Raw genomic sequence first — 18,817 nt, forward strand, 5'->3', positions numbered from 1 at the left:
GCTTAGTTAATAGCTTATAACGCTCGAAAGACGGTTTAAATCTGTCTTTCGAGCGTAGAACATTCTGCCTTTCACGTAGCTTATCAATGGTATTTCAGTGACTTGAAGGCACGTTGGGATAGTTAGGCTGCAAGGTGTCGCGTATTTGGAGTGGGGCATTTAACGTAACGTCACTTTCTATGCTCCACAACAAAAGGTCAGCCACAGGCTGAGTTATTGTTGCATCTCGCTAAGGTAACAGAGATTAGAAAATGTATAGCTAAAGCTCATTAACAGGCTGTGAATGAGCTTTAGCACTAACCCACAATGGGGCATTTCCGAGTTACGAAATGCCAACTGTCATTTGTGCCAACTGTCATGGTTCTGGGTATCCAGAACATCGCGCTTCCCCGGACGGCTATAATCAACCTCAATGATTACCGCTAAATAAGTGCAGGCTCAAACATCTCTGTTCTGTTTCTGCCGTTGCGTTTGGCGCTATACAGTGCGTTGTCAGCCTGTTCAATGATCGAGGTACGAATTCTCTCTGCAATATCGTAGAAATAAGAGATGCTAGAGCCACCGAGAAAAATGAGGAACTCTTCGCCTCCGGAACGACATACAATGTCTGCCTCTCGTACTTGTTCCTTCATCAGTTTGGTATTTATCTATTGCTTTCCTTAGCCCCCTGCGATTAAGCAATCCAGTCATCGGATCGGTTAAGCATTTCAGAATGCAGTTTCTCAAACTGGTTAGATACCATACTAAATGCATTTTCACAGCTTGTTTTAAGCTGGGAAGCTTCGAAATACCAGGGCATGATGCTTATATGTATGGTCTGGGGCATTCAATGTTTGCCGAATGCGGGTAAACAGACGAGAGCGATTTGGTAGCCCAGTGAGTATGTCTCAACTGCAATCAATGATTGGCAGATATTTCAGCGCTTAGACATTTACAGGTATATAGGCATGAAAACTTTCACTTACACCGAAGCTCGCAATAGTTTGAAAACGGTTCTCGATACAGTGGTTGACGATTGTGATCAGGCGCTGATCCATAGGCGCGATGGCGACAATGTGGTGATCATGTCCGAGTCTGAATTCAACAGCAGGCAAGAGACGATGCACTTGCTAAGCAGCCCGGCCAACGCCGTGCACCTCCAGCGTTCTATCGACCAACTGTGTGCAGGTCAGATCCACGAACGAGATCTATTGGGCGATGAAGACAGAACAGGAAATAACTAAACGCCTTGTTGCTTTTACTGACGAAACCTGGGATCAATATGTCGGCTGGCAGAATCAAGACAAGAAAACGCTGAAACGAATCAACAAGCTGATTGCTGCAATTAAGCGCGACCCAATTGCCGGCGAGGGTAAACAGGAGCCTTTGAAACACAATCTGAGTGGCCTGTGGTCACGTCGGATCAACCACTGATCGTCTGGTCTTCCAGGTGACGGGTTCCTATATCAATATCGTGTCCTGCAAGTTTCATTACAATTAGTCGGGCACTGTTCTGATCTCAGCCTGGATCGCACGTGCATTATTGAACACGATGGGCCCTGACTGATGACGCTATGCCCGGCGGTTACGGGCGACAGCGTATCTGGTGCAGTTATCCCAAGCTGCCTGTACGGCAGTGAAGTATTACCGTCTGAGTGTTGTTGCTATTCTTCTAAGCTGCCATGCGGCAGTGTAGTGGACTTACCCTGCGGATATTTCATTTTTAGATTTCTAGGCTGCCTGTACAGCAGTGAAGTGTTATTACATACAGTGCTTCTGGTTAAAACCACGGAATGGTTGCCTGCCGGCTCAGACCATAGCTGGAATACTCGCCCTCAGCGGTCAGCTGGGAGATCTCACCGTGCCTGATATAAATGCGCATCACGTTTTTGCTGGAAAGACTCTGCAGCTGCAAATAGGGCAAGGTCAGCTGCGGGTGCCGGCTATCAGGGATTTGCTGCAGGGCCTCCTCCTCGGTGAGCCAGCCCTTGGCGACCGAGCGTCTGCGCAAGTTGCGCGGGCTTTTCTTCTGTACCCGCGAGACGCATCTGTAGCCTTCAATCTCCCGGGGCACAGGTAAAATCTCACCCACCCTGGTGTAGTCTCGCAGCCCTTTCAGCCACGGTTGCGCCATCAACAATTCCAAGGCGTCCCGGCGTCCGTGGAGGCGCAGCACATCGCCCAGGGTACGAGCGTGATAGGGGAAGCTCACCGCCACCCGGCCATGGCATACCTGGGCCATCGTGCGGTGAAACTTGGCAAACAAGTTGTTCATTAACGCCGGGGCTGTAATTTCCAGATCCGGCTCGACGCGAATATCTAGGTAGTGATCCATCTTTATTCTCCGAAGACCCCGCCGCGCACCAGCATCGCCATCAGGTAATGCTGCTCATCGAGCGTCGGGGTCGTGTCTTTTAACATCCAGCCATCCAGGAGATTGTAAAAATCGGTTTTTTCCTTGGGTTTGCGATAGGCCACGCCCCGGTTGGTGACGCTGCCGTAGGGTTCGATAGCGATGGGGCCGAACTCCTCGCTCTGCGGATACCAGGTATCGATGGTACGCAGGGCATTGCCAATTTTTTGCGAGTGCATGGCGGCCTGCCCGCCGAGCTGGTACAGATATTTGCTTTTCTTGTCGCCGGCGTTCAGCACCAATTCCTGGGATGGGAAAACGGTCTGAGCCTCGCCGAGCCGGACGTAGGCCTCAACCGTCAGCAAGGTCGCCTGTTCGCCCAGCAGCCCCTGCTCAATGACAGATCCGATTTGCGCCAGCTTGTCTCCGTCATCGTCAAAGTCTCTTAGCGAGAATGCCTGGGCATCGAATACCCACTGCTGCTCTGCGTGGCTCACCCGTACTTCGACTTGCTCTGCCCCCACCCGGTTGCGCCACAGAAAGCGGCCGTTGGCCAGGTTTGCTGCATAGCGTTGTGCCAGTTCCCTGAAGCCGTTCTCCTGTACATAGGCTGTGATCTTTTCGGCCAGTGCCGCCTGATAGTCGGGGTTGTTGCATGTCGATGGCCGGGCCAGATCGCCCAGCACGCGCAGCGTAAATGCAACTTTCAGGGTATCGGCATCGATGGGCAGGGCGGCGTTGTCGACTGTTTGCAGGTTGGGCTTTTCGACTTCGGCATCAATCTTACTGGCCTTGGCACCTTTCAGGCGGTTTGAAATGGTACCGCGTACCGATTTTTCGGTAACCTGAATGGCCCTCCAGCCTGCGGGATGAGCACGGTCTTGCCAGTTGCCGGAAAACATAACGGCGTCTGAGCAGGCGAGCTTGGATTCGAAAGCCAATACGGATGGGGTGGTTAATCTTGTCATGGAAATATCCTTAACAGTCTGGATCGAGTTGTGCTGCGTGTTTGTCTGTTTCTCCCGCCTCTGGCTGCAGGGGGCGGCACACATAAAACGGGGGCTGGAAGTGGTATTGCCACAGCATCTCTTGCAGCGAGGCGAGCCGGCTTGGCGAGCCGAGCCATTCGCCAATACTGTGCACCGCCTCTACGAAGCTGACAGGAGTCGCGCGGTCACGAACATTGGCAACTTTACCGGCACCATAGGTGGGGGCGATCTGCTTGTAGCCGACCTGAACAGGTACCAGGTAGCCTTTGGGGCTGGCGACTTGTTGCCATTTGACTTTGTCCGTATTCTTCCCGGCAGGCTCGTCTGTTGCCTCGAACTTCAGTGCCGAAAAATCCAGCCAGTTTTCTAGCCGGCTGGTATTGCACCCGGCTTTTTCGGCCAATAAGCCGGAACGGTCTACCAGAACATAACCCGGCAATAACGGGGACAAAACGGTGTTATGGCAGTCTGTGCTTGCCAGATAACAGTCGTCAATCGACAGAACTTGTCCGCCGGCGAGCTTGTGTTGTTCTGCCAGAGTCTTGATGGCCAGGCATTGCTCAGATGTTACTTGCTCACTGACGGTATTGATGCCGTGCGCCTTGATCACCAGCGATACGGTGAGGTGCATCCGTCCCTCTTCATTAATCGGGGCCGTTTTGCCGTCTTTGGTCAACGGGTTACGTGTCAGTGCAAAGGTATAGGGGGCGAAATTCGATTCTCGATAGGCATGAACCTGGTGCTGATGGCACACAATACCGACATCGTCGAGACGAATGCCGAGGCTGTGCTGTAGTTTACGCGATAGCGCATGTACGTAGCCGAGGAAATGGGTGACTACCGGAAAGCCGTAGGTAAAACCGGCAATGGCATTGGCGTTGCCGATGCGGATATGTTTTAAGACAAGGTATTGATCTGCGTGATCGGCGATGTTGTCGCTGATCCCCGGCGCTGCCGGCTGTGGTTGCCACATTGGCGGTTGCGCCGACAGCAGGTAGTTGCGCCCGCCGCGGCTTGCGTTGAGCTGTGAGACATTCTGTGGCTTGGAGCCGCCGGCGATGGTCATTGCCAGATCAGGATAAGCCACCACGGGATGGTCATGGGGCAGCTGTTTCCTGCGTGCCTCTCTCGCCTCAGCCATCTCCTTGCTGTAGCGGCTATAGTTTATTTCTTGGTGGATCGCCTGGGACAACGAAGAGGAATACAGCGGCGCCAGCAGGTGGTACTGGCCGTCACCAACCGGGAAGTAGACCTGCTTGCTGAGCGTATGGCTGCTTGGTCTCGTATCATGAAGGGCTTGCTTTAAGCCGCCCAGCCAGTTGTCGAGTTGGGCAGGACTTGCCGCAAAATCCGCTAGCGGCGTGACATTGTCACACTGGAGGTAGTCGAGAAGAGACTGGTCGCTGTCGTCAGTTAGCTGTAGCAATCGGGCAACATCCAGCGCGGCAGCGTTTCCTACCGCATCTACCGCGGGAGAGGCCAGCGAGGCGGTGTCCAGATAGCGGTGGTCCTGGCCGAGATCGGTGGCCAGGATGTTGGTGCCTTTTGCCGAGCTGTGGGTAAACTTGACGGCATGGGTTGCCATGCTTATCTGGCAGGCACGCTGAGCCGCACCATCCAGCCAGTTGGCTACCACAAATGCGTCTTTTAGTTTGTCCTTTCTTGCCGCAAACTTGACGTCCAGTTGATTAGCACTGTCGGCCGATACCGCTGTTGCGCGCGCTTTTTTATATTCTTTGTCAAGCGCTTCTTGCTTGGTGTAATAGCGCTGCCTGATAAACTGTTCAATGGCTTCGGTTAATGTTGCCGACACTCATCCTCCCGGCTCAAATGGATAAACTCAAACTGATTCAACTGTCTTTTCTTCGAAAGTGCCCCTGACACTGGGTGATCGTTTATTTTGGGCTATGGGTTAATTTCGCCTTGGTCGACAGGCTGTACTTTGTTTTCGTCATTGTCAGTCACACGTCAATAGCGTGCATTGTATGTTATTTTGATGTGTATTGGCAGTTCAAATATGCTTGGCTTGTCTTTGTAGAACGCTATAGATGAAAAACGCCAGCCTCATGTCTGAAAGCTGGCGTATGCGTATCTGGCCGCTGTCTGTTGTCAAACTGGCCATCAGGTGTGCCTAGGCGAGCATCCTCCTCAGTTCCCTGGCCTTGTCTTTTGACTGAGTGAGTACCTTGTCGGCGCTACTGACCACTTCGACCATGCCGTCATGGCTTTTTTGTGCCATCTCTGCAATTTCGCTGATATTTTCGGCGACCTCGTTACTGACCTGGGACTGTTGTTCGGCGGTTGCTGCAATCGTCTGGACATTGCGGTTTAGATCAACGGCACTGTCTATAATCTTGCCCAGTGCAATGGTGGTATCCTCTGTCAGTGTTCTGTTGGCGATGACCTGATGTTGGCCGGCGGCCATCACCGCGACGGCCTGCTGGGTACTGTCCTTGATGGCTATGACAGATTGTGTCACTTCTTCCGTCGCCTCTGCCGTTCGCTGCGCCAACTGGCGAACTTCATCTGCCACAACGGAAAAGCCGCGCCCCTGATCGCCGGCCCGGGCCGCTTCAATGGCGGCATTCAAGGCCAGCAGGTTGGTCTGCTCGGCAATTCCCTTGATCACCTGGATAATATTCTGGACCTCTTCTCCGCGCTGGCCGAGGGTATTTACGGCATCCGAGCCCTCGGAAAACGCCTTGTGTACCTGCTGCATCGTTTGTTGCAGCTGCTCGACGGTCTGGCCGCCAGCCCGAGCTTCTGTAAGAGCCCGGTTGGTGCTGACAGACGAGTCCTGAATATTGCGTGCTACATCCTCGGCAGAGGCCGATAGCTCTTCAACGGCTGTGACAACAGCATCAATTTGTTCACTCTGGCTCTGGACATTCTTCTTCATGGCCCCGTTCAGGGCATGGATGTGACCAACGTCCTCTACGACATGCTCGATGGTGTCTGAGGTGTTGCCGACGACCCGTCGAAGTGATCCTGACATCCCATTGATTGCCTGGGTCAGTTTTGCCAGTTCGTCATGGCCCCTGACTGTCAGCGTTGTCGCACTGATGTCCCCGTCGGCAATGGCATTGGCACGGGTGAGGATTGCCTCAAGCCGCTTCCGGATATTACCGGCCAGGGTAAGAGAGATCCCCACCCCCAGTATGACGGAGATAATACAGCTGATCACTGCGACATGTTGGGCATTGGCCAGGCTTTCTTCCAGTAGTGCCTGATCCCCCTGCATCAGTTGCTGCTGGGACGCTGCCATAGCAGCCTGAATGTCTTTGATTTGCGCCGCTTTCGGGGCTGCTTTCGTCGCTAGCCAATAATTGGCCGTGTTCCAGTCATTGGCCTTGCGTGCATTGAACATGCGTAACGGTAGCTTTTCGAACTGGCTTCGATGTTTACTAAACTGCAGCCATAGGGCTGTTTGATCGCGGCTGAAAAGATATTGTATATCGTTAACTTGCATTACACGCTGGCTGTTTCTGGCCCAGATAGCCTGAAATTTATGCTCGAACTTGCTGTCGCCTGATAGCAGGTAGGCGCGAATACTGGCTAGCCCAACGGCAAAGCTGCCACGAGTGTCTGCCAGGTACTTGAGCAACTGTTTGCGTGCCGGGGTGGCTGCCAGCTTTTCTTCCTGGTCAATAATAGCGTTCAGCGCTGCAAGCATCTTTTCGGCCAGGGGCGCAGCTTCTGTCAGCAAGATATTGTAGGAGCGAATGTTCCCATCTGTATTGGATATTGTCTCGATTTGTTGCTGTGCCTGGCGAAACTCGCCGATTAGCTGTTTTAGCCTGTTGAAACGCTCGACATTGGCCGGCTCGGTCCAGTTACCCGAAACTGTTTCATATTCTGCCATTGCGGTGTCGATGATCTGCCATGCCTGGGCTCTGTTTTGTTTCATCTGCTCAGCCTTGGCCGGATCTGCCCCGAGGATCATATAGCCGCGTAGCGCAGCAAGAGAGGAGTTGATGCCGTTCATCAGATCTTTCCCGCTAATGACCGTAGGCATTCTCAGCTGCACCAGGCTATCAACACGTTGCTGGGATTTTGATACAGACCAGTAGATAACGGTACTATTCACGATCAGTAACAATAAAATGACAGCAAACCCTGCCAGCAGCTTATGACTTAGACTCCATTTCATACATCACTCCAATAATTGTCTTGTCCTTTAAAATTAATGAGTTGTTTCTTATTAAATACAAACCTAGCACATGATTAGAGTAATAAATCCACACAATTTGTGGGTAGTCGTTGTTTCGGTATGTTGAGAGGCATTGCCTGTACGTTGCTTTGTGGTCACTGTATGCTATTTGATGTGCTGGATGCAGGTTTTTACTCGTTTCTGACATTGTAGGGACATCGATTTTTTATAGTCCAACTCCTCACTTTTATTCTATGTCAGTCAATATCACCTGACTGGAATGTATACCTATTTGAATTAACAGCAACAGGATCTGAATTCTCCTGTTGGTGTTTATTGTTTCTTATCAGTTAGCTGGAGTAAGTCTTAACATGCGGATACTGATGATTGCTTTGCTGTTCGTCTCATCGATGGCAGTGGCACAACAAACCGAACAACATATCCAGAAGCTAGCGCTTCTGGACAGTGAGATCTCTGCGCTCTATCAGGAGTCGCTGACCAAGTCCGGCTCGGCAAAAAGTGTGATTGAACTGCAGTTGCTAAATAAAAATGACGAGCTACGCAGTGTTATCAAAGAATTAATCGAGAACAGTACAGAAGAAACCGATCCCTTATTAGTTCAGCATGTCAGAAAGCAAGTCACCTTTATATCACAAGCGTCAGAGTTCCTGAGCAAGTTAATTACTGCCGACGAGAAGCAACTTGATCAGGCCTCTGAGGAAGAGAAGCTGAACGCCCAAAAAAAACTGGGGGAAACCCGTCGCTTCTACATCCGCATGTTGGGTGAGCAGTGGGTAAACTATCAATGGCTTAAGCAGCTTGGGTTCCCTCAGCGCAAAAACACGGCAAAGCTGATTAAAAATGTTGAACATCGATTAGATTTCATGTCAGCCTCACTCACCTTTGACAGTCAGCAGGAGGCCTTGCTGGCCAAGCAGCTGAGCACGGCATCTGATACCGAAAAACCGTCAGCTCAGTTGTTGCACCTTCTGGCTCAACGACAGGTTGCCAGTGACATTGCTAACTTGCAGTACCTTGTCGAGCTTGCCAACAAAATGGGACTCGACACGGCGTTGTACACCCGGCAGATGTTTGAGGTAACAGGAGATTTAACAAATGACATCCTGGACCCAAAGGTGCTCATTGCACTGCTCTCTGGCTGGGTAGATGAAATCAGCCTGTGGTTGGTAGAAAATACCCCTCGGGTGCTGTTCAAGATCTTTATCTTTACCGTTGTTATTTTCATTTTCAGGGTACTGAAAAACCTGACGCGGAAAATGGTTACCCGCGCTGTGGCATCTCCGAACCTGAATATGTCTCGGCTGATGCAAGAGTTCTTTATCGCCATGTCCGGGAAAGGTGTGTTCCTGATTGGACTGCTTATAGCACTGTCGCAGATTGGTCTCGATCTTACTCCTATTCTAACCGGCTTCGGCGTTGCAGGTGTTGTTATCGGTTTTGCGTTGCAAAATACCCTGTCCAACTTTGCATCAGGCATGATGCTGCTCATCTATCGTCCGTTCGATGTCAGTGATCTTGTCGAAGCCGGCGGCGTATCCGGAAAGGTCAGCCATATGAGCTTGGTCAGCACCACAATCAAGACCTTTGATAACCAGATCCTCATTGTACCCAATAGCAAGATCTGGGGAGATACCATTAAAAACGTCACCCATGAGCGCGTCCGGCGTGTCGATATGGTATTCGGAATCGGCTATAACGACAGTATCGAGCATGCCGAGCAAGTCTTGAATAGCATCATTGATGCGCACCCGGCAGTGCTTCGGTCACCTGAAAAAACCATTAAGCTGCAAACCCTGAATACCTCTTCTGTCGACTTTATCGTTCGCCCGTGGGTAAAGACGGAAGACTACTGGGATGTGTATTGGGATATAACCCGCGAGGTCAAGCTGCGTTTCGACCGGGAGGGGTTGTCGATTCCGTTCCCCCAACAAGATGTGCACCTGCATATGGTAGAGAAGAAGGCTTGATACCGGTAGCGGCAGATGCGCGACTTACTGGTTGTCTGATATCGCGAGTGTCGATTCAGCCACAACCACTCTGTTTCTGCCGTTTTCCTTGGCTTCATAGAGCGCCTGGTCGGCCCAGGCAATCAGGTTTTCCTCCGGATTGGCCGGATCAAACAAGGCAATGCCAAAGCTCGCGGTGATCTCGCTGTAATGTACTTCTTCAATGTTTAAGCGCTGGATAGCGAGCCTGATGCGCTCGGCTAGCTGGCTGGCATGCCGGGCATCAGACTGGGGGAGTATGAGGATAAACTCCTCTCCGCCATACCGCCCGCAAACATCGGACTGCCGCAGGCTGGCCTGAAGTGTCGTGGCAATAGATTTAATAACCAGATCTCCGGCCGGATGCCCGTACTGATCATTGACCGACTTGAAATGATCGATGTCAATCATCACAACCGCAAACCCTCTTCCGTAGCGCAACGCCGATGTTTGCATCGACTTTAGGGCGTTGAGTGATGCGCTGTGGTTGAGCAGGCCAGTCATGCTGTCGTGGGTTGCCAGCTCGCGCAGCTCATTGTTCATTTTCTGCAAGCTGTCAGTCCGCTCCTTAACCAGCGACTCCAGTTCGCCATTGAGCTTGAGCAGGCATTGGTTTGCGTGTAGCTTGGCCTGCTCTTTTTCGATACGCAGTAGCTCAATCCGATCCATCAGGGCATACCCGATGAGAACGACCTCAAAGGCCGCCCCGATTTGCATGGCGTAAAAAGTGAGCGGAGTATGCGGAAGCAGACCGAGAAAAAGTAACCCAGCAATCAATACGCCACTGAGAAAAATACACCAGGCAACCAGAAAATAGCGGGCTGGCCTGTACCCGTCCCGCAGGGCACTGATGGCGCCCAAAAGGACCACAGGGGGAAGCATGATACCCAGTATGGTTGATACTTTTGCCGCCAGTGAGAAATTGCCGAACAAGCTCATTGCAACGCTCACAGCGCCGCAAAGCATCATCGCTTGAAAGACTGCCTTTATCCGTGAGTGCTCGTTCCCGAAAACTTGTAAAAACATACCGGAGAATTTCAACCCTGAAATGACAGCCAGCCCCACTGATACCGAGGTGGCTCTGTTACTCCATTCGGGGTGAGCGGGCCAGAAATACTGAAAGCCATAGCCCAGCAACGAGAGCTGCAGCAACAGAAAGCTGCCGAGGTAGGCTGAGTAGGCGAGAAATATTCTTTCGTGTATTTTTTGATAGGCGGCCAGGGTAACCAGGACAAGCAAGAGCATGAAACCCAGATAGCCGCCGAGAACAAGGGTACTGACACCGACATGCTCAATAAATGCCTCATGGGTCCACAAATAAAGAGGAATGTGCATTGAGCCTTCCGTCTGCAGTCGCATGTAGTACGTTCTCGCCTCTCCCCCATGATGTGGCAGGTGAAACAGATAGGTTCGGTGGGTGATCTGCCTTTGATCAAAATGTAACCCTTCTCCGGCTTGCTTCATGATATAGCCGTTCGAACCATCAGGGATATAGAATTGGACGTCATCTATTAACGGGGAGTCGAGCTGCAATAGTATCGAGTGTCCCGGTGTCTCCTCGATATCGAGTGAGAACCGTATCCAGTATGCAGTGTCGGTAAACCCGAAGCTGTTACCGATCTGGGCTGCCGGTACAAACGCTGCTGTCAATTTGCTGCGGGCAACCTCGTGAACAGTCAGGGATTGGCTCGGATCGGGCAGAATATCGACGAAAGGAGTGAGATACAGCGATCCCGTTGTCGGACTAAATGAAACTTTATCTGGATTATCGGCCAGGGCAGCGGCAGGGAGCACGAGGGCAATCACCAGAAGCAAGCGTTGGATCAGCATATAGGTCGGTTCCAGACATGTAATTCGCACAGGATTATTCCTCCACGGAAACAACTTGGATTCGTACCTAACCAGGTGGATATGTCTAATTATTATTGAGTCAACACCGTGCTATACAAAATCAATGGCGCTTGTTAGCAAATAAGTGCCATTCATATTGATAATAATAGCAACAAAATTGTAGAAAAATAGAGCAATTATTCGCTTGCATGCTATTGTGTTATTTATCAGTCTGATACAGCAATTTTTGATGATGCTATGAGAAAATTTTTTATTTTTGATAGCATTGTAAATAAAGACTTCTGTCCGTTATTCACAGATGAAGAGGCTGCCCTGGATGCTAGTCGAAATGTCAGCGGTATCTGCCCGGTTCCATCAACAGTAAGTAATGACAAATCTGAATCTGTCACACTTTTCTTTTATGTTGATGAATCAGGTAGAGGTATAGGCACCAGATCGCATGCAGATTTTAGCCGGTCGCATATTACAAGCTACCGCTCTCTTGAGCATTATCAACTGGGAATACTTGAATAAGTTGGCTTGAGACAAACTATTCAACCAATTGCAATCACAGAATTAATATAAAAGTGGCAAGCATTTTTATTATGCTGCTGCGTTTATCTACACTTATAAAGTTGCATATAAAATGAATCTAATTGATTGATATAATTAAAAATTGTAGAAGGATGTACTGATGCTGATAAGGAACAAATTAGCTGGCGGTGTTGGATTTAATATACTCTTGCTTATCTGTCTAGGCGTGTATTTTATTTCGCAGACTGAAGCGCTCAGCGAACTCACTGTTAAAATGTACAATCATCCGCTGACGGTCACCCGTGCAACGATTTCGGCTGACGCCGGAATTGTCCGGATGCATCGAGGCATGAAGGATGTCGCCCTGGCTCAGGACCGGCAGGCAATGCATACGGCGGTTGAGAAAGTCGCTGAGCATGAAGCGGAGGTTTATAAGCAGCTGGATATCGTGTCGCAATGGAACCTCGGCCGGGCTCAGCTCAGCGTTGAGCAAGCGGCGAAGGCGATATCCTCCCTGGATGCCATTACCCGGGCGATAGACACAATTACCGAGATGAATACCCAAATTGCCAGTGCGTCCGAGCAGCAAAGCCAGGTGGCGACCGAAATCAACGAAAGCATTGTTTGTATCAGTGAGGTCAACGAGCGTACTGCCAGCGGGGCAGAGCAGTCAGCACAAACAAGCCTGCAACTTAACGAGCTGTCAGGACAGCTTAAAGTGCTTGTCGGCGAGTTCAAAGTGTAACGTCATCTGTGATTGCGGCGTATCTATATGGCCTAGAGCCATCGTATCCGGCGTGGTTGTTCTCGACAGGAAAAGAAGGGGGCCAAGAGCCCCCTTCTGCCAGTTGTTACACCTTGAAATGGCCGATTTCTTGGAGCAGGTCGCTCGGCAGTTTTGACAGGCACTGTTGCAGGCTATCTCATAGTGAAGCGGGTAGCCTATTTATTCGCAGGGAACAATGTCCAGTGCGTAAGGCGATGTTTCAGTCGCGTAGGTGTATTTGACGTAGCAGTTGTCGACGGTGATGAACTGACTGGTGTCAAAATTATCTTCAAAGCTGAAAAACGCCCCCGGTTCGTTGCGTTTCGAACCGACACGAAAGTCTCCGCCAGTACCGTATGTCACCCCCGTTAGCAGATAGTTCCAGGTGTTCGGGATGTTGCCGGGGTAGCCGTAGAAAAAGGCACACAGCGAGCACCAGTCCAGCTCGGGATCACTGCCGAATGAATATACTGACTCCTTGGAGGCATAGCCCGCAATGGCCAGCTTGCCATATGCCTCGGCGACGGCTGAGTGAATGGTGCCAGCCAGCCCTTCTATCGTTGAATTTCAGGCATCGTGTTGCATGTTGAGAAACTTTGGTGCTGCGGTGGTGGCTAGGATGCCAAGAAGAACGATCACGACAATCAGTTCTATCAGTGTAAAACCACGGTTGTTGTTCATTGTTATCGGCATAGGTTGTGACACGTGGGTAGTGATTATAGTGTGCAGTGTGCTCTATTGTTTGAAGTGGAGTATAGTGCTGACAACTATTTGTTTTATTTCATAAGCTATAAGTAAAATTACTGTCACCTTCAATTGCCGGGTTTATGTGCGACACTTGAAGGTGATATTACTTTTAATCGCCATGATTAATATAAGCAACTGAATTACATGTGCTTGTTGTGGTGATCTTTGTAGTCGGATGGCCTGGCGGCTAGTCGGCAAGGTACTTTCTTTTATATTCAGATGCTCTTGCAATGATGGATAGCGGAAATGTCGGGATGATTAGGCCAAGTGAAAATATTAATTTCCCCTCTGACAAAAGCATTAAAATACTCGCAATGATGGCCAAAACCATCGTACTGACTATAACGTAATGGCTTTTTGTGTGTTTCTTGCTAAATAAAGCATAATTTCTAATCATGGTTATAACTTGCTATGGGGTTTAATTTATTCTAACGGCTTGTTGATAAATAACTTAAGTGCTATTTTTTAATTTTGTCGGTTTGGCAATGATATAAGAATGATCGCTCATAGTATTGAGGTGTCGTTATCAAGCGATGATATCTGCCCCCGCTCTAAATAAGGCGGGGCCATGCCAGTTTGCATCTGGGACGTTATTCTTGTCTTGTTGATACAAACAGCGTCATTGCATCGACTCAGGCATAACTAATGTCTGCGCTGATATGTGCCGCCTAGCGGCTTTCTATCATCCAGTTTGCCCCGTTTTGGTCGGGCTTTGCTTCTGAGTTGCACCGGGTTACCTTTTGCAGATCCTGGGGGATGGCCAGCTCAAGCCAGTGGAAGTGGCCGTTGGGTACCATCCATGCGGGCCAGTCCTCAGACTTCACCTCTTTTGGCCTGGAAGGTGACATCATGACCAGGTGTGGTACGACTCCCGGCCAGCTGTTACCACCCTCGCCAAATATTGCCTGCAGACGTTCGGCCTTTGAGCGCATTTGCTTGTTTGACCAGCTGGTCACGCCCTTGGCCTCGATAAAGACAAGGTGGACTTTGTTGTCGCACTCAAAAGCCATGATGAAGTCGACATCCTCTTGCTGGGCCTTGATCAGCTTGCGGTCGTTGGAATATGTCTCCTGCGGAGAATAGCTCTGGCACAGTGCTGCGTAAATCCAGTCGATGTGGTAGTCCATTGCACTGAATACATCTGCTGGGATTTCGAGCCCCAGTTCTTTGGCAAGTTCGCCTGAGAAGACCAGATCGGGGGCAAATTGCGTGTTTCCTAGAATTCTGCCGACAAGAAAGAAGCGCTCTTTTGCGTTAAATTTGGTTAAGTTCTTTATTAAGTTCACATTATTCTCAATATAAAATGACCGGGCTATTCGCCCGTCGGGGTTAATGTTCAGTTGGTTTGTTCTCACGCACGGGCTATGTGCGGCTTTTATTTATTAATCACTTTATAGCTTGGTACTTCGTTGTGAGCACCAACCTGATCGACGGTTTCCTTGTGTGCCCGGCTGGCAAATAACACCTGCAGGTTGCAGGGAAGCGTCTTCATGCCTTCCTCTGCCATCGCGTTGCTCGCATGCTGGTTAAAACGATCTCTGACCAGATCGCAAAAGAACATTTCGTCAAAACGATAGCTGTGGGGATTAAGAAACGCTTTGCCCAATAAGTGCCGAAATGCGGCGATAAATTCTCGCTGGCTAATATCGAGTCTCTGCCATGCTTCCCTGAAACTTCCGTATTGCGTAAGGGTGCGGGTATCGTTGAGCGAAAAGTCGATGATGATGTTTTTTGTTTCTTGCGCGATATCACCCAGCAAGGTTGCCAGCTGCCGCCTTGTTTGCTCGTCGGTGGCGGTTTCCTTTTTGCCTGCCGACGGACCATCAACGAAGAAATTTATGCACAGGTTCATGTTCTGCCTTTTTGATTTGTAAGTTACAGGGGGTCAGCAGCCATCTGAGCGTTAACGCCCTTGTCTGCCGAAGCTGGGCTACCGGAATATGCCGGCATGCAGCATGAGTCCGAGACCAACTCGGGTCTGGTGGTGGTTATAGTCAATCAGCGTTTCTCCGTAACCGTTCCAGAGCTGAGCGTACAGGTTGACAAACGGGTTTAGCGGGTAGCTGTAGCCAAGCTCTACGCCGCCTCTGTGGGTGTCATAATTGAACGACCCCTTAACTTTGATCGTGCCGGTAGGACCGTTTACTGCCATCCACAGCGAATAGGGCGCAATGTAGTCTTCGATGTCCGGGTTATCTGACAGTGACGAGGCATACCACCCCTCGATGCCGTATTCTAGCGGCCCGCCAAGCTTTTCCAGCAGGAGGTAAAATCGCTCCCAGCTGCGTGATATGTCCCCGCCGCGGCCGTTGGACTCGTGCCGGTACCCATACTCGATGGAGTTGAACAGGGGATAGTTGCCCTGATGCATCATGAACACTTGCGGTTTGTAGTTCGTCTCACGAAACGGCGAGGACATCTCTGTATTCCCCACCTGCCAAAGTGATTTTTGTGTATACGACCCCATCAGGGCATTCATACCGCCTAAGCGAACGAGCGGCACCGAGACAGAGAACTGAAACTTTGCCTCAGCGCTCATCAGGTCCGACAGTTCCTCGTACTCGGAGGCGTCGTATGCCTGTTCATTAATATTATTTGTATAAGAACCTATAAAATAGGTGTCATCATAAATGCCAATATTGTTGGGTGTTTTGGCCAATAATGGAAAACTCGCGACAACGGAGGCAAAAAGAAGGGCCTTTTGCACAATAATTAACCTTAAAGATACTGCTTTACGCGAATAATATCACCAAAATGAAAAAAAATAACGGTTAGTGTGTTTTATTTTTCTTAAAGAATTTACACTTTGCCCACTCTATGCGGTTGAGTGAGCTTAATGAAAAAGGCAGCTTTATTTCTTTTATATCTCGTAACGTCAGCAAATACGTCAGCCGGCGAGTTTTCATTAGTCGCCGTCACAAGCTATTCCCCGGCCGTTTACAAAGGGCTGGGAAGCAATGTGACACAGTTCTCTATGCTTGGTTACGAGGGACGCCATCTATACCTGCGCGGGACACACGCCGGCTACTCGCTTTATCCCCTCGGCTCGCCGCTGAATCTTATATTGGGGGCCGGCTTTGATCCGCGAACACTCCACCCGGAAGATTCCACACACGCCGACATCCAGAAACTGGATAAGAGAAAGGCCGGTGTGTTTGGAGGCGTGACGATTCAGGGGAGTAGCCAAGCCGGGGTGCTTGAATTCAGCATAGGGAGCGATCTCGCCGGCAACCATAATGGCGTTTATTCTGAGGTGGTATGGAAGCTTCCAATCGTCCATGGCTTGCATACCGTTGTGCCGGAACTAGGCTATGCCTATTACAGCAAGAAGCTCAATAATCACCTGTATGGCGTATCGACTGAGGAGGCGAAAAAAACCGAGTTCGATGAGTTTGTTGCCGGCGGAAACGGAATGTTTTTCATCGGGATGAGAACACAGTTCCGTCTCTTCCGTAAGGTCAGTATCCTCACCTCGATTCGCTACAGTAACCTCGATCCCGGTCTATCAAAAAGTCCTATCATCGAAAGCAGCAGCTCAGTCTCTGCTGTGCTGGGCTTTATCTATATCCTGTAAGGGGCATAACCTGATTGACTGATGAGCGGATAGTTGCGCATAGTCGAAATCTGTGAAAATAATATACAATGACCGCTAAAGATGGTTAAAGTCCTGCCGATGATAAGTATAATAATTGCTATGTGAGAAGGTTCGGTATGATCAATGCTTATGGTTCTGTTACCACTTACAACCAGAGGAATATTAATCTCCCAGAGTCACTGTTATCTCCTGGCCGCAAGAAGGAAGGGACTATCCCGACCGAGCACCGTACCGAGGGGGAGGTTGATGTCAGGGCAGCCTTTGATTTTTTGAAAAAGCTGCTCGGGGTCCATGGCCTGAATGTAGAAATGAACAGTCAGACCATGAACTCGGAGATCAAGCTGATAGATGCCGAGACCGGCGAAGTGATCAAAAGAATTTCGAGTGCCGATATCGCCAAAGCGATGCGCTCTGCCCGCAAGGGGACTATAACGGATATCGAGGTGTAAAATAATAGTCAGTGGGCTTTATTTTTTCTCTGTTCGGTATATCATGCGCTCACTGTTTATCTATTTGAAACTCGTATGAAAAAGAATGCGCTACTGGCGATGATTGCGCTCGCCTCGACAACGACAATGGCCGGAGGTTTCTCTGCCGGGGTAATGACCTCTTATTCGCCGGCGGTGTACCTCGGCGCTGATAGAAATGTTGTTCTGTTCCCGATGATCGGATACGAAGGGGAGCACCTGTTTCTGCGCGGCACCAGTGCCGGTGTCGGTTTGCTGCCGCTCGGTTCGCCCCTGAATGTCATCTTCCGTGCCGAGTATGATCCTCGCGCCCTGGATCCCGAAGATTCTGACGATAGCGACATCAAAAAACTCGACGAGCGAAAATCAGGCGTACTTGGCGGCGTCACTCTCCAGGCGGTCAACAGCGCAGGGACGTTTGAAGCCACGGTAGGCAGCGATATTGCCAGCAACCATAACGGGATCTATGCCGAAGCGGTGTGGAAGAAGCCTTTTCATTACGGGTTCTATGGGTTTACGCCGGAAATTGGCTATGCCTTCAATAGCGATAAACTCAACAATCACCTCTACGGCGTATCGCAAGCGGAAGCTGAGCGCACCCGGTTCGATGCCTTCGACGGCGGCTGGAGCGGACAGCTTTTTGTCGGGTTTAACGCCTATACCCATCTGACCCGAAATGTCAGGTTGGTTGGCTCGCTACGCTACAGCAAACTCGACAGCGAGCTGGCCGACAGTCCGATCATCGAAAACAATGACTCGGTATCAGGCACTCTGGGTATTGCTTACGTCTTCTGATTCAGCATCGGTGAGAAATGGATACTAAAAGCATCGCGGAAATCTACAAAGGCAAGGAGATCCACCGCCGTACACGCGAACATATGTTCGACGTTAAAAAGCGCGTGATAAAAGCGTATCAGAAAAAGCTGGCCGAGACGGCTAGGGCGAAAGACCATTAATCCTTGGCGAGTGGTTATTAACTGGGAAGCAGATAATGACAAGATCATTGATGGACAAAGCCGACATCGTTCGGATTTTTGAGGAGCCTGCCCAGTGGGGGTTACGTGGTGATCCCGGGCTTTGGCAGTGGTTGAAAGCCACCTGCGAGCAAAATCTCCAGCCCTGTACGGCGCCGGCATTTATGGAGCTCATCCAAGGGCTCTTGAATGAGTTTGGCGTAAGCCATGATAGCGATCCTGCTGAAATGCGCTACTTTGAAGCGTTTGATAAAGGCGGGATGTCCGGCGGGAATATTTCTTTCAGATGGTGGCTTGAGAAGGGGCTACCTTTGCTGGAGAGCCGGGCTGTTGTCGTGATTGCTGAAAAAAGTATTTAAGGGGGAACTGACGGGGCTATCAGCTCATGGCGCTTGAGTTGGGGCTGGGCTGAAGTGTATATATACTG

20 protein-coding genes and 1 pseudogene are annotated in these 18,817 nt (G+C 50.2%); 10 read left to right on the forward strand and 11 right to left on the reverse strand.

Annotated features, from left to right (window positions below; all coding sequences use genetic code 11):
• Nucleotides 1-422: 422 nt before the first annotated feature.
• The gene (locus MD588_RS25255; RefSeq protein WP_265700704.1) at nt 423-632 is read right to left on the reverse strand and encodes a nucleotidyl cyclase domain-containing protein; all 210 of its coding nucleotides are present in this window, start codon (nt 630-632) and stop codon (nt 423-425) included.
• Between the two features lie 315 nt (nt 633-947).
• On the opposite strand from MD588_RS25255, the gene MD588_RS25260 reads away from it, so the two are divergent.
• Nucleotides 948-1,223 carry a type II toxin-antitoxin system Phd/YefM family antitoxin gene (locus MD588_RS25260; RefSeq protein WP_265700705.1) on the forward strand — a complete coding sequence of 92 codons (276 nt, stop codon included), beginning with the start codon at nt 948-950 and terminating at the stop codon, nt 1,221-1,223.
• Nucleotides 1,198-1,480: pseudogene (locus MD588_RS25265) on the forward strand (Txe/YoeB family addiction module toxin). The gene MD588_RS25260 and the pseudogene MD588_RS25265 overlap by 26 nt, the downstream one beginning before the upstream one ends.
• A 279-nt stretch (nt 1,481-1,759) precedes the next feature.
• On the opposite strand, the gene cas6f reads toward MD588_RS25265, so the two are convergent.
• From cas6f to MD588_RS25285, 4 genes are all read right to left on the reverse strand, one after another.
• Nucleotides 1,760-2,314 carry a type I-F CRISPR-associated endoribonuclease Cas6/Csy4 gene (cas6f, locus tag MD588_RS25270; RefSeq protein ID WP_265700707.1) on the reverse strand — a complete coding sequence of 185 codons (555 nt, stop codon included), beginning with the start codon at nt 2,312-2,314 and terminating at the stop codon, nt 1,760-1,762.
• Between the two features lie 2 nt (nt 2,315-2,316).
• Nucleotides 2,317-3,300 (reverse strand): type I-F CRISPR-associated protein Csy3, encoded by a 984-nt coding sequence (csy3, locus tag MD588_RS25275; protein WP_265700708.1) that lies wholly within the window; start codon nt 3,298-3,300, stop codon nt 2,317-2,319.
• Between the two features lie 10 nt (nt 3,301-3,310).
• Nucleotides 3,311-5,134, reverse strand: a complete 1,824-nt coding sequence (csy2, locus tag MD588_RS25280) for a type I-F CRISPR-associated protein Csy2 (protein ID WP_265700709.1) — start codon at nt 5,132-5,134, stop codon at nt 3,311-3,313.
• A 318-nt stretch (nt 5,135-5,452) separates the two neighbouring features.
• Nucleotides 5,453-7,471, reverse strand: a complete 2,019-nt coding sequence (locus MD588_RS25285; RefSeq protein ID WP_265700710.1) for a HAMP domain-containing methyl-accepting chemotaxis protein — start codon at nt 7,469-7,471, stop codon at nt 5,453-5,455.
• A 371-nt stretch (nt 7,472-7,842) separates the two neighbouring features.
• On the opposite strand from MD588_RS25285, the gene MD588_RS25290 reads away from it, so the two are divergent.
• Complete coding sequence (locus MD588_RS25290; protein ID WP_265700711.1) at nt 7,843-9,459, forward strand: mechanosensitive ion channel family protein; 1,617 nt, start codon at nt 7,843-7,845, stop codon at nt 9,457-9,459.
• A gap of 24 nt (nt 9,460-9,483) precedes the next feature.
• Here MD588_RS25290 and MD588_RS25295 read toward each other — a convergent pair whose 3' ends face one another.
• The gene (locus tag MD588_RS25295; protein ID WP_265700712.1) at nt 9,484-11,337 is read right to left on the reverse strand and encodes a sensor domain-containing diguanylate cyclase; all 1,854 of its coding nucleotides are present in this window, start codon (nt 11,335-11,337) and stop codon (nt 9,484-9,486) included.
• Nucleotides 11,338-11,565: 228 nt separating this feature from the next.
• Between MD588_RS25295 and MD588_RS25300 the strand changes: the two genes are divergently transcribed.
• Together MD588_RS25300 and MD588_RS25305 are read left to right on the forward strand one after the other, a co-directional pair.
• On the forward strand, nt 11,566-11,841 hold the full coding sequence (locus tag MD588_RS25300; protein ID WP_265700714.1) for a hypothetical protein: 276 nt from the start codon (nt 11,566-11,568) through the stop codon (nt 11,839-11,841).
• A 160-nt stretch (nt 11,842-12,001) separates the two neighbouring features.
• Complete coding sequence (locus MD588_RS25305; protein WP_265700715.1) at nt 12,002-12,586, forward strand: MCP four helix bundle domain-containing protein; 585 nt, start codon at nt 12,002-12,004, stop codon at nt 12,584-12,586.
• Between the two features lie 201 nt (nt 12,587-12,787).
• Here MD588_RS25305 and MD588_RS25310 read toward each other — a convergent pair whose 3' ends face one another.
• The 5 genes from MD588_RS25310 to MD588_RS25330 all read right to left on the reverse strand — a co-directional run bounded on the left by MD588_RS25310 (nt 12,788) and on the right by MD588_RS25330 (nt 16,061).
• Nucleotides 12,788-12,970: a hypothetical protein gene (locus MD588_RS25310; protein WP_265700738.1), complete on the reverse strand. Its 183-nt coding sequence runs from the start codon at nt 12,968-12,970 to the stop codon at nt 12,788-12,790.
• A 204-nt stretch (nt 12,971-13,174) separates the two neighbouring features.
• On the reverse strand, nt 13,175-13,300 hold the full coding sequence (locus MD588_RS26080; protein ID WP_407676617.1) for a pilus assembly FimT family protein: 126 nt from the start codon (nt 13,298-13,300) through the stop codon (nt 13,175-13,177).
• A gap of 722 nt (nt 13,301-14,022) precedes the next feature.
• Nucleotides 14,023-14,640 (reverse strand): hypothetical protein, encoded by a 618-nt coding sequence (locus tag MD588_RS25320; RefSeq protein ID WP_265700716.1) that lies wholly within the window; start codon nt 14,638-14,640, stop codon nt 14,023-14,025.
• Between the two features lie 89 nt (nt 14,641-14,729).
• Nucleotides 14,730-15,206, reverse strand: a complete 477-nt coding sequence (locus tag MD588_RS25325) for a hypothetical protein (RefSeq protein ID WP_265700718.1) — start codon at nt 15,204-15,206, stop codon at nt 14,730-14,732.
• Between the two features lie 78 nt (nt 15,207-15,284).
• Nucleotides 15,285-16,061: a phospholipase A gene (locus MD588_RS25330; RefSeq protein ID WP_265700719.1), complete on the reverse strand. Its 777-nt coding sequence runs from the start codon at nt 16,059-16,061 to the stop codon at nt 15,285-15,287.
• A gap of 129 nt (nt 16,062-16,190) precedes the next feature.
• Here MD588_RS25330 and MD588_RS25335 point away from each other — a divergent pair, with 129 nt between their 5' ends.
• From MD588_RS25335 to MD588_RS25355, 5 genes are all read left to right on the forward strand, one after another.
• Nucleotides 16,191-16,928, forward strand: a complete 738-nt coding sequence (locus tag MD588_RS25335; protein WP_265700721.1) for a MipA/OmpV family protein — start codon at nt 16,191-16,193, stop codon at nt 16,926-16,928.
• Between the two features lie 137 nt (nt 16,929-17,065).
• Nucleotides 17,066-17,398, forward strand: coding sequence for a hypothetical protein (locus MD588_RS25340; protein WP_265700723.1), 333 nt, complete (start codon nt 17,066-17,068; stop codon nt 17,396-17,398).
• Between the two features lie 75 nt (nt 17,399-17,473).
• The gene (locus MD588_RS25345; protein WP_265700725.1) at nt 17,474-18,211 is read left to right on the forward strand and encodes a MipA/OmpV family protein; all 738 of its coding nucleotides are present in this window, start codon (nt 17,474-17,476) and stop codon (nt 18,209-18,211) included.
• Between the two features lie 17 nt (nt 18,212-18,228).
• A complete protein-coding gene (locus MD588_RS25350) occupies nt 18,229-18,372 on the forward strand; it encodes a hypothetical protein (protein WP_265700726.1) in 144 nt (47 codons plus the stop codon).
• 35 nt (nt 18,373-18,407) lie between these two features.
• Nucleotides 18,408-18,749, forward strand: coding sequence for a hypothetical protein (locus tag MD588_RS25355; RefSeq protein WP_265700727.1), 342 nt, complete (start codon nt 18,408-18,410; stop codon nt 18,747-18,749).
• Nucleotides 18,750-18,817 lie beyond the last annotated feature (68 nt).

Source organism: Photobacterium obscurum, from assembly GCF_026191635.1.
Classification (GTDB): domain Bacteria; phylum Pseudomonadota; class Gammaproteobacteria; order Enterobacterales; family Vibrionaceae; genus Photobacterium; species Photobacterium obscurum.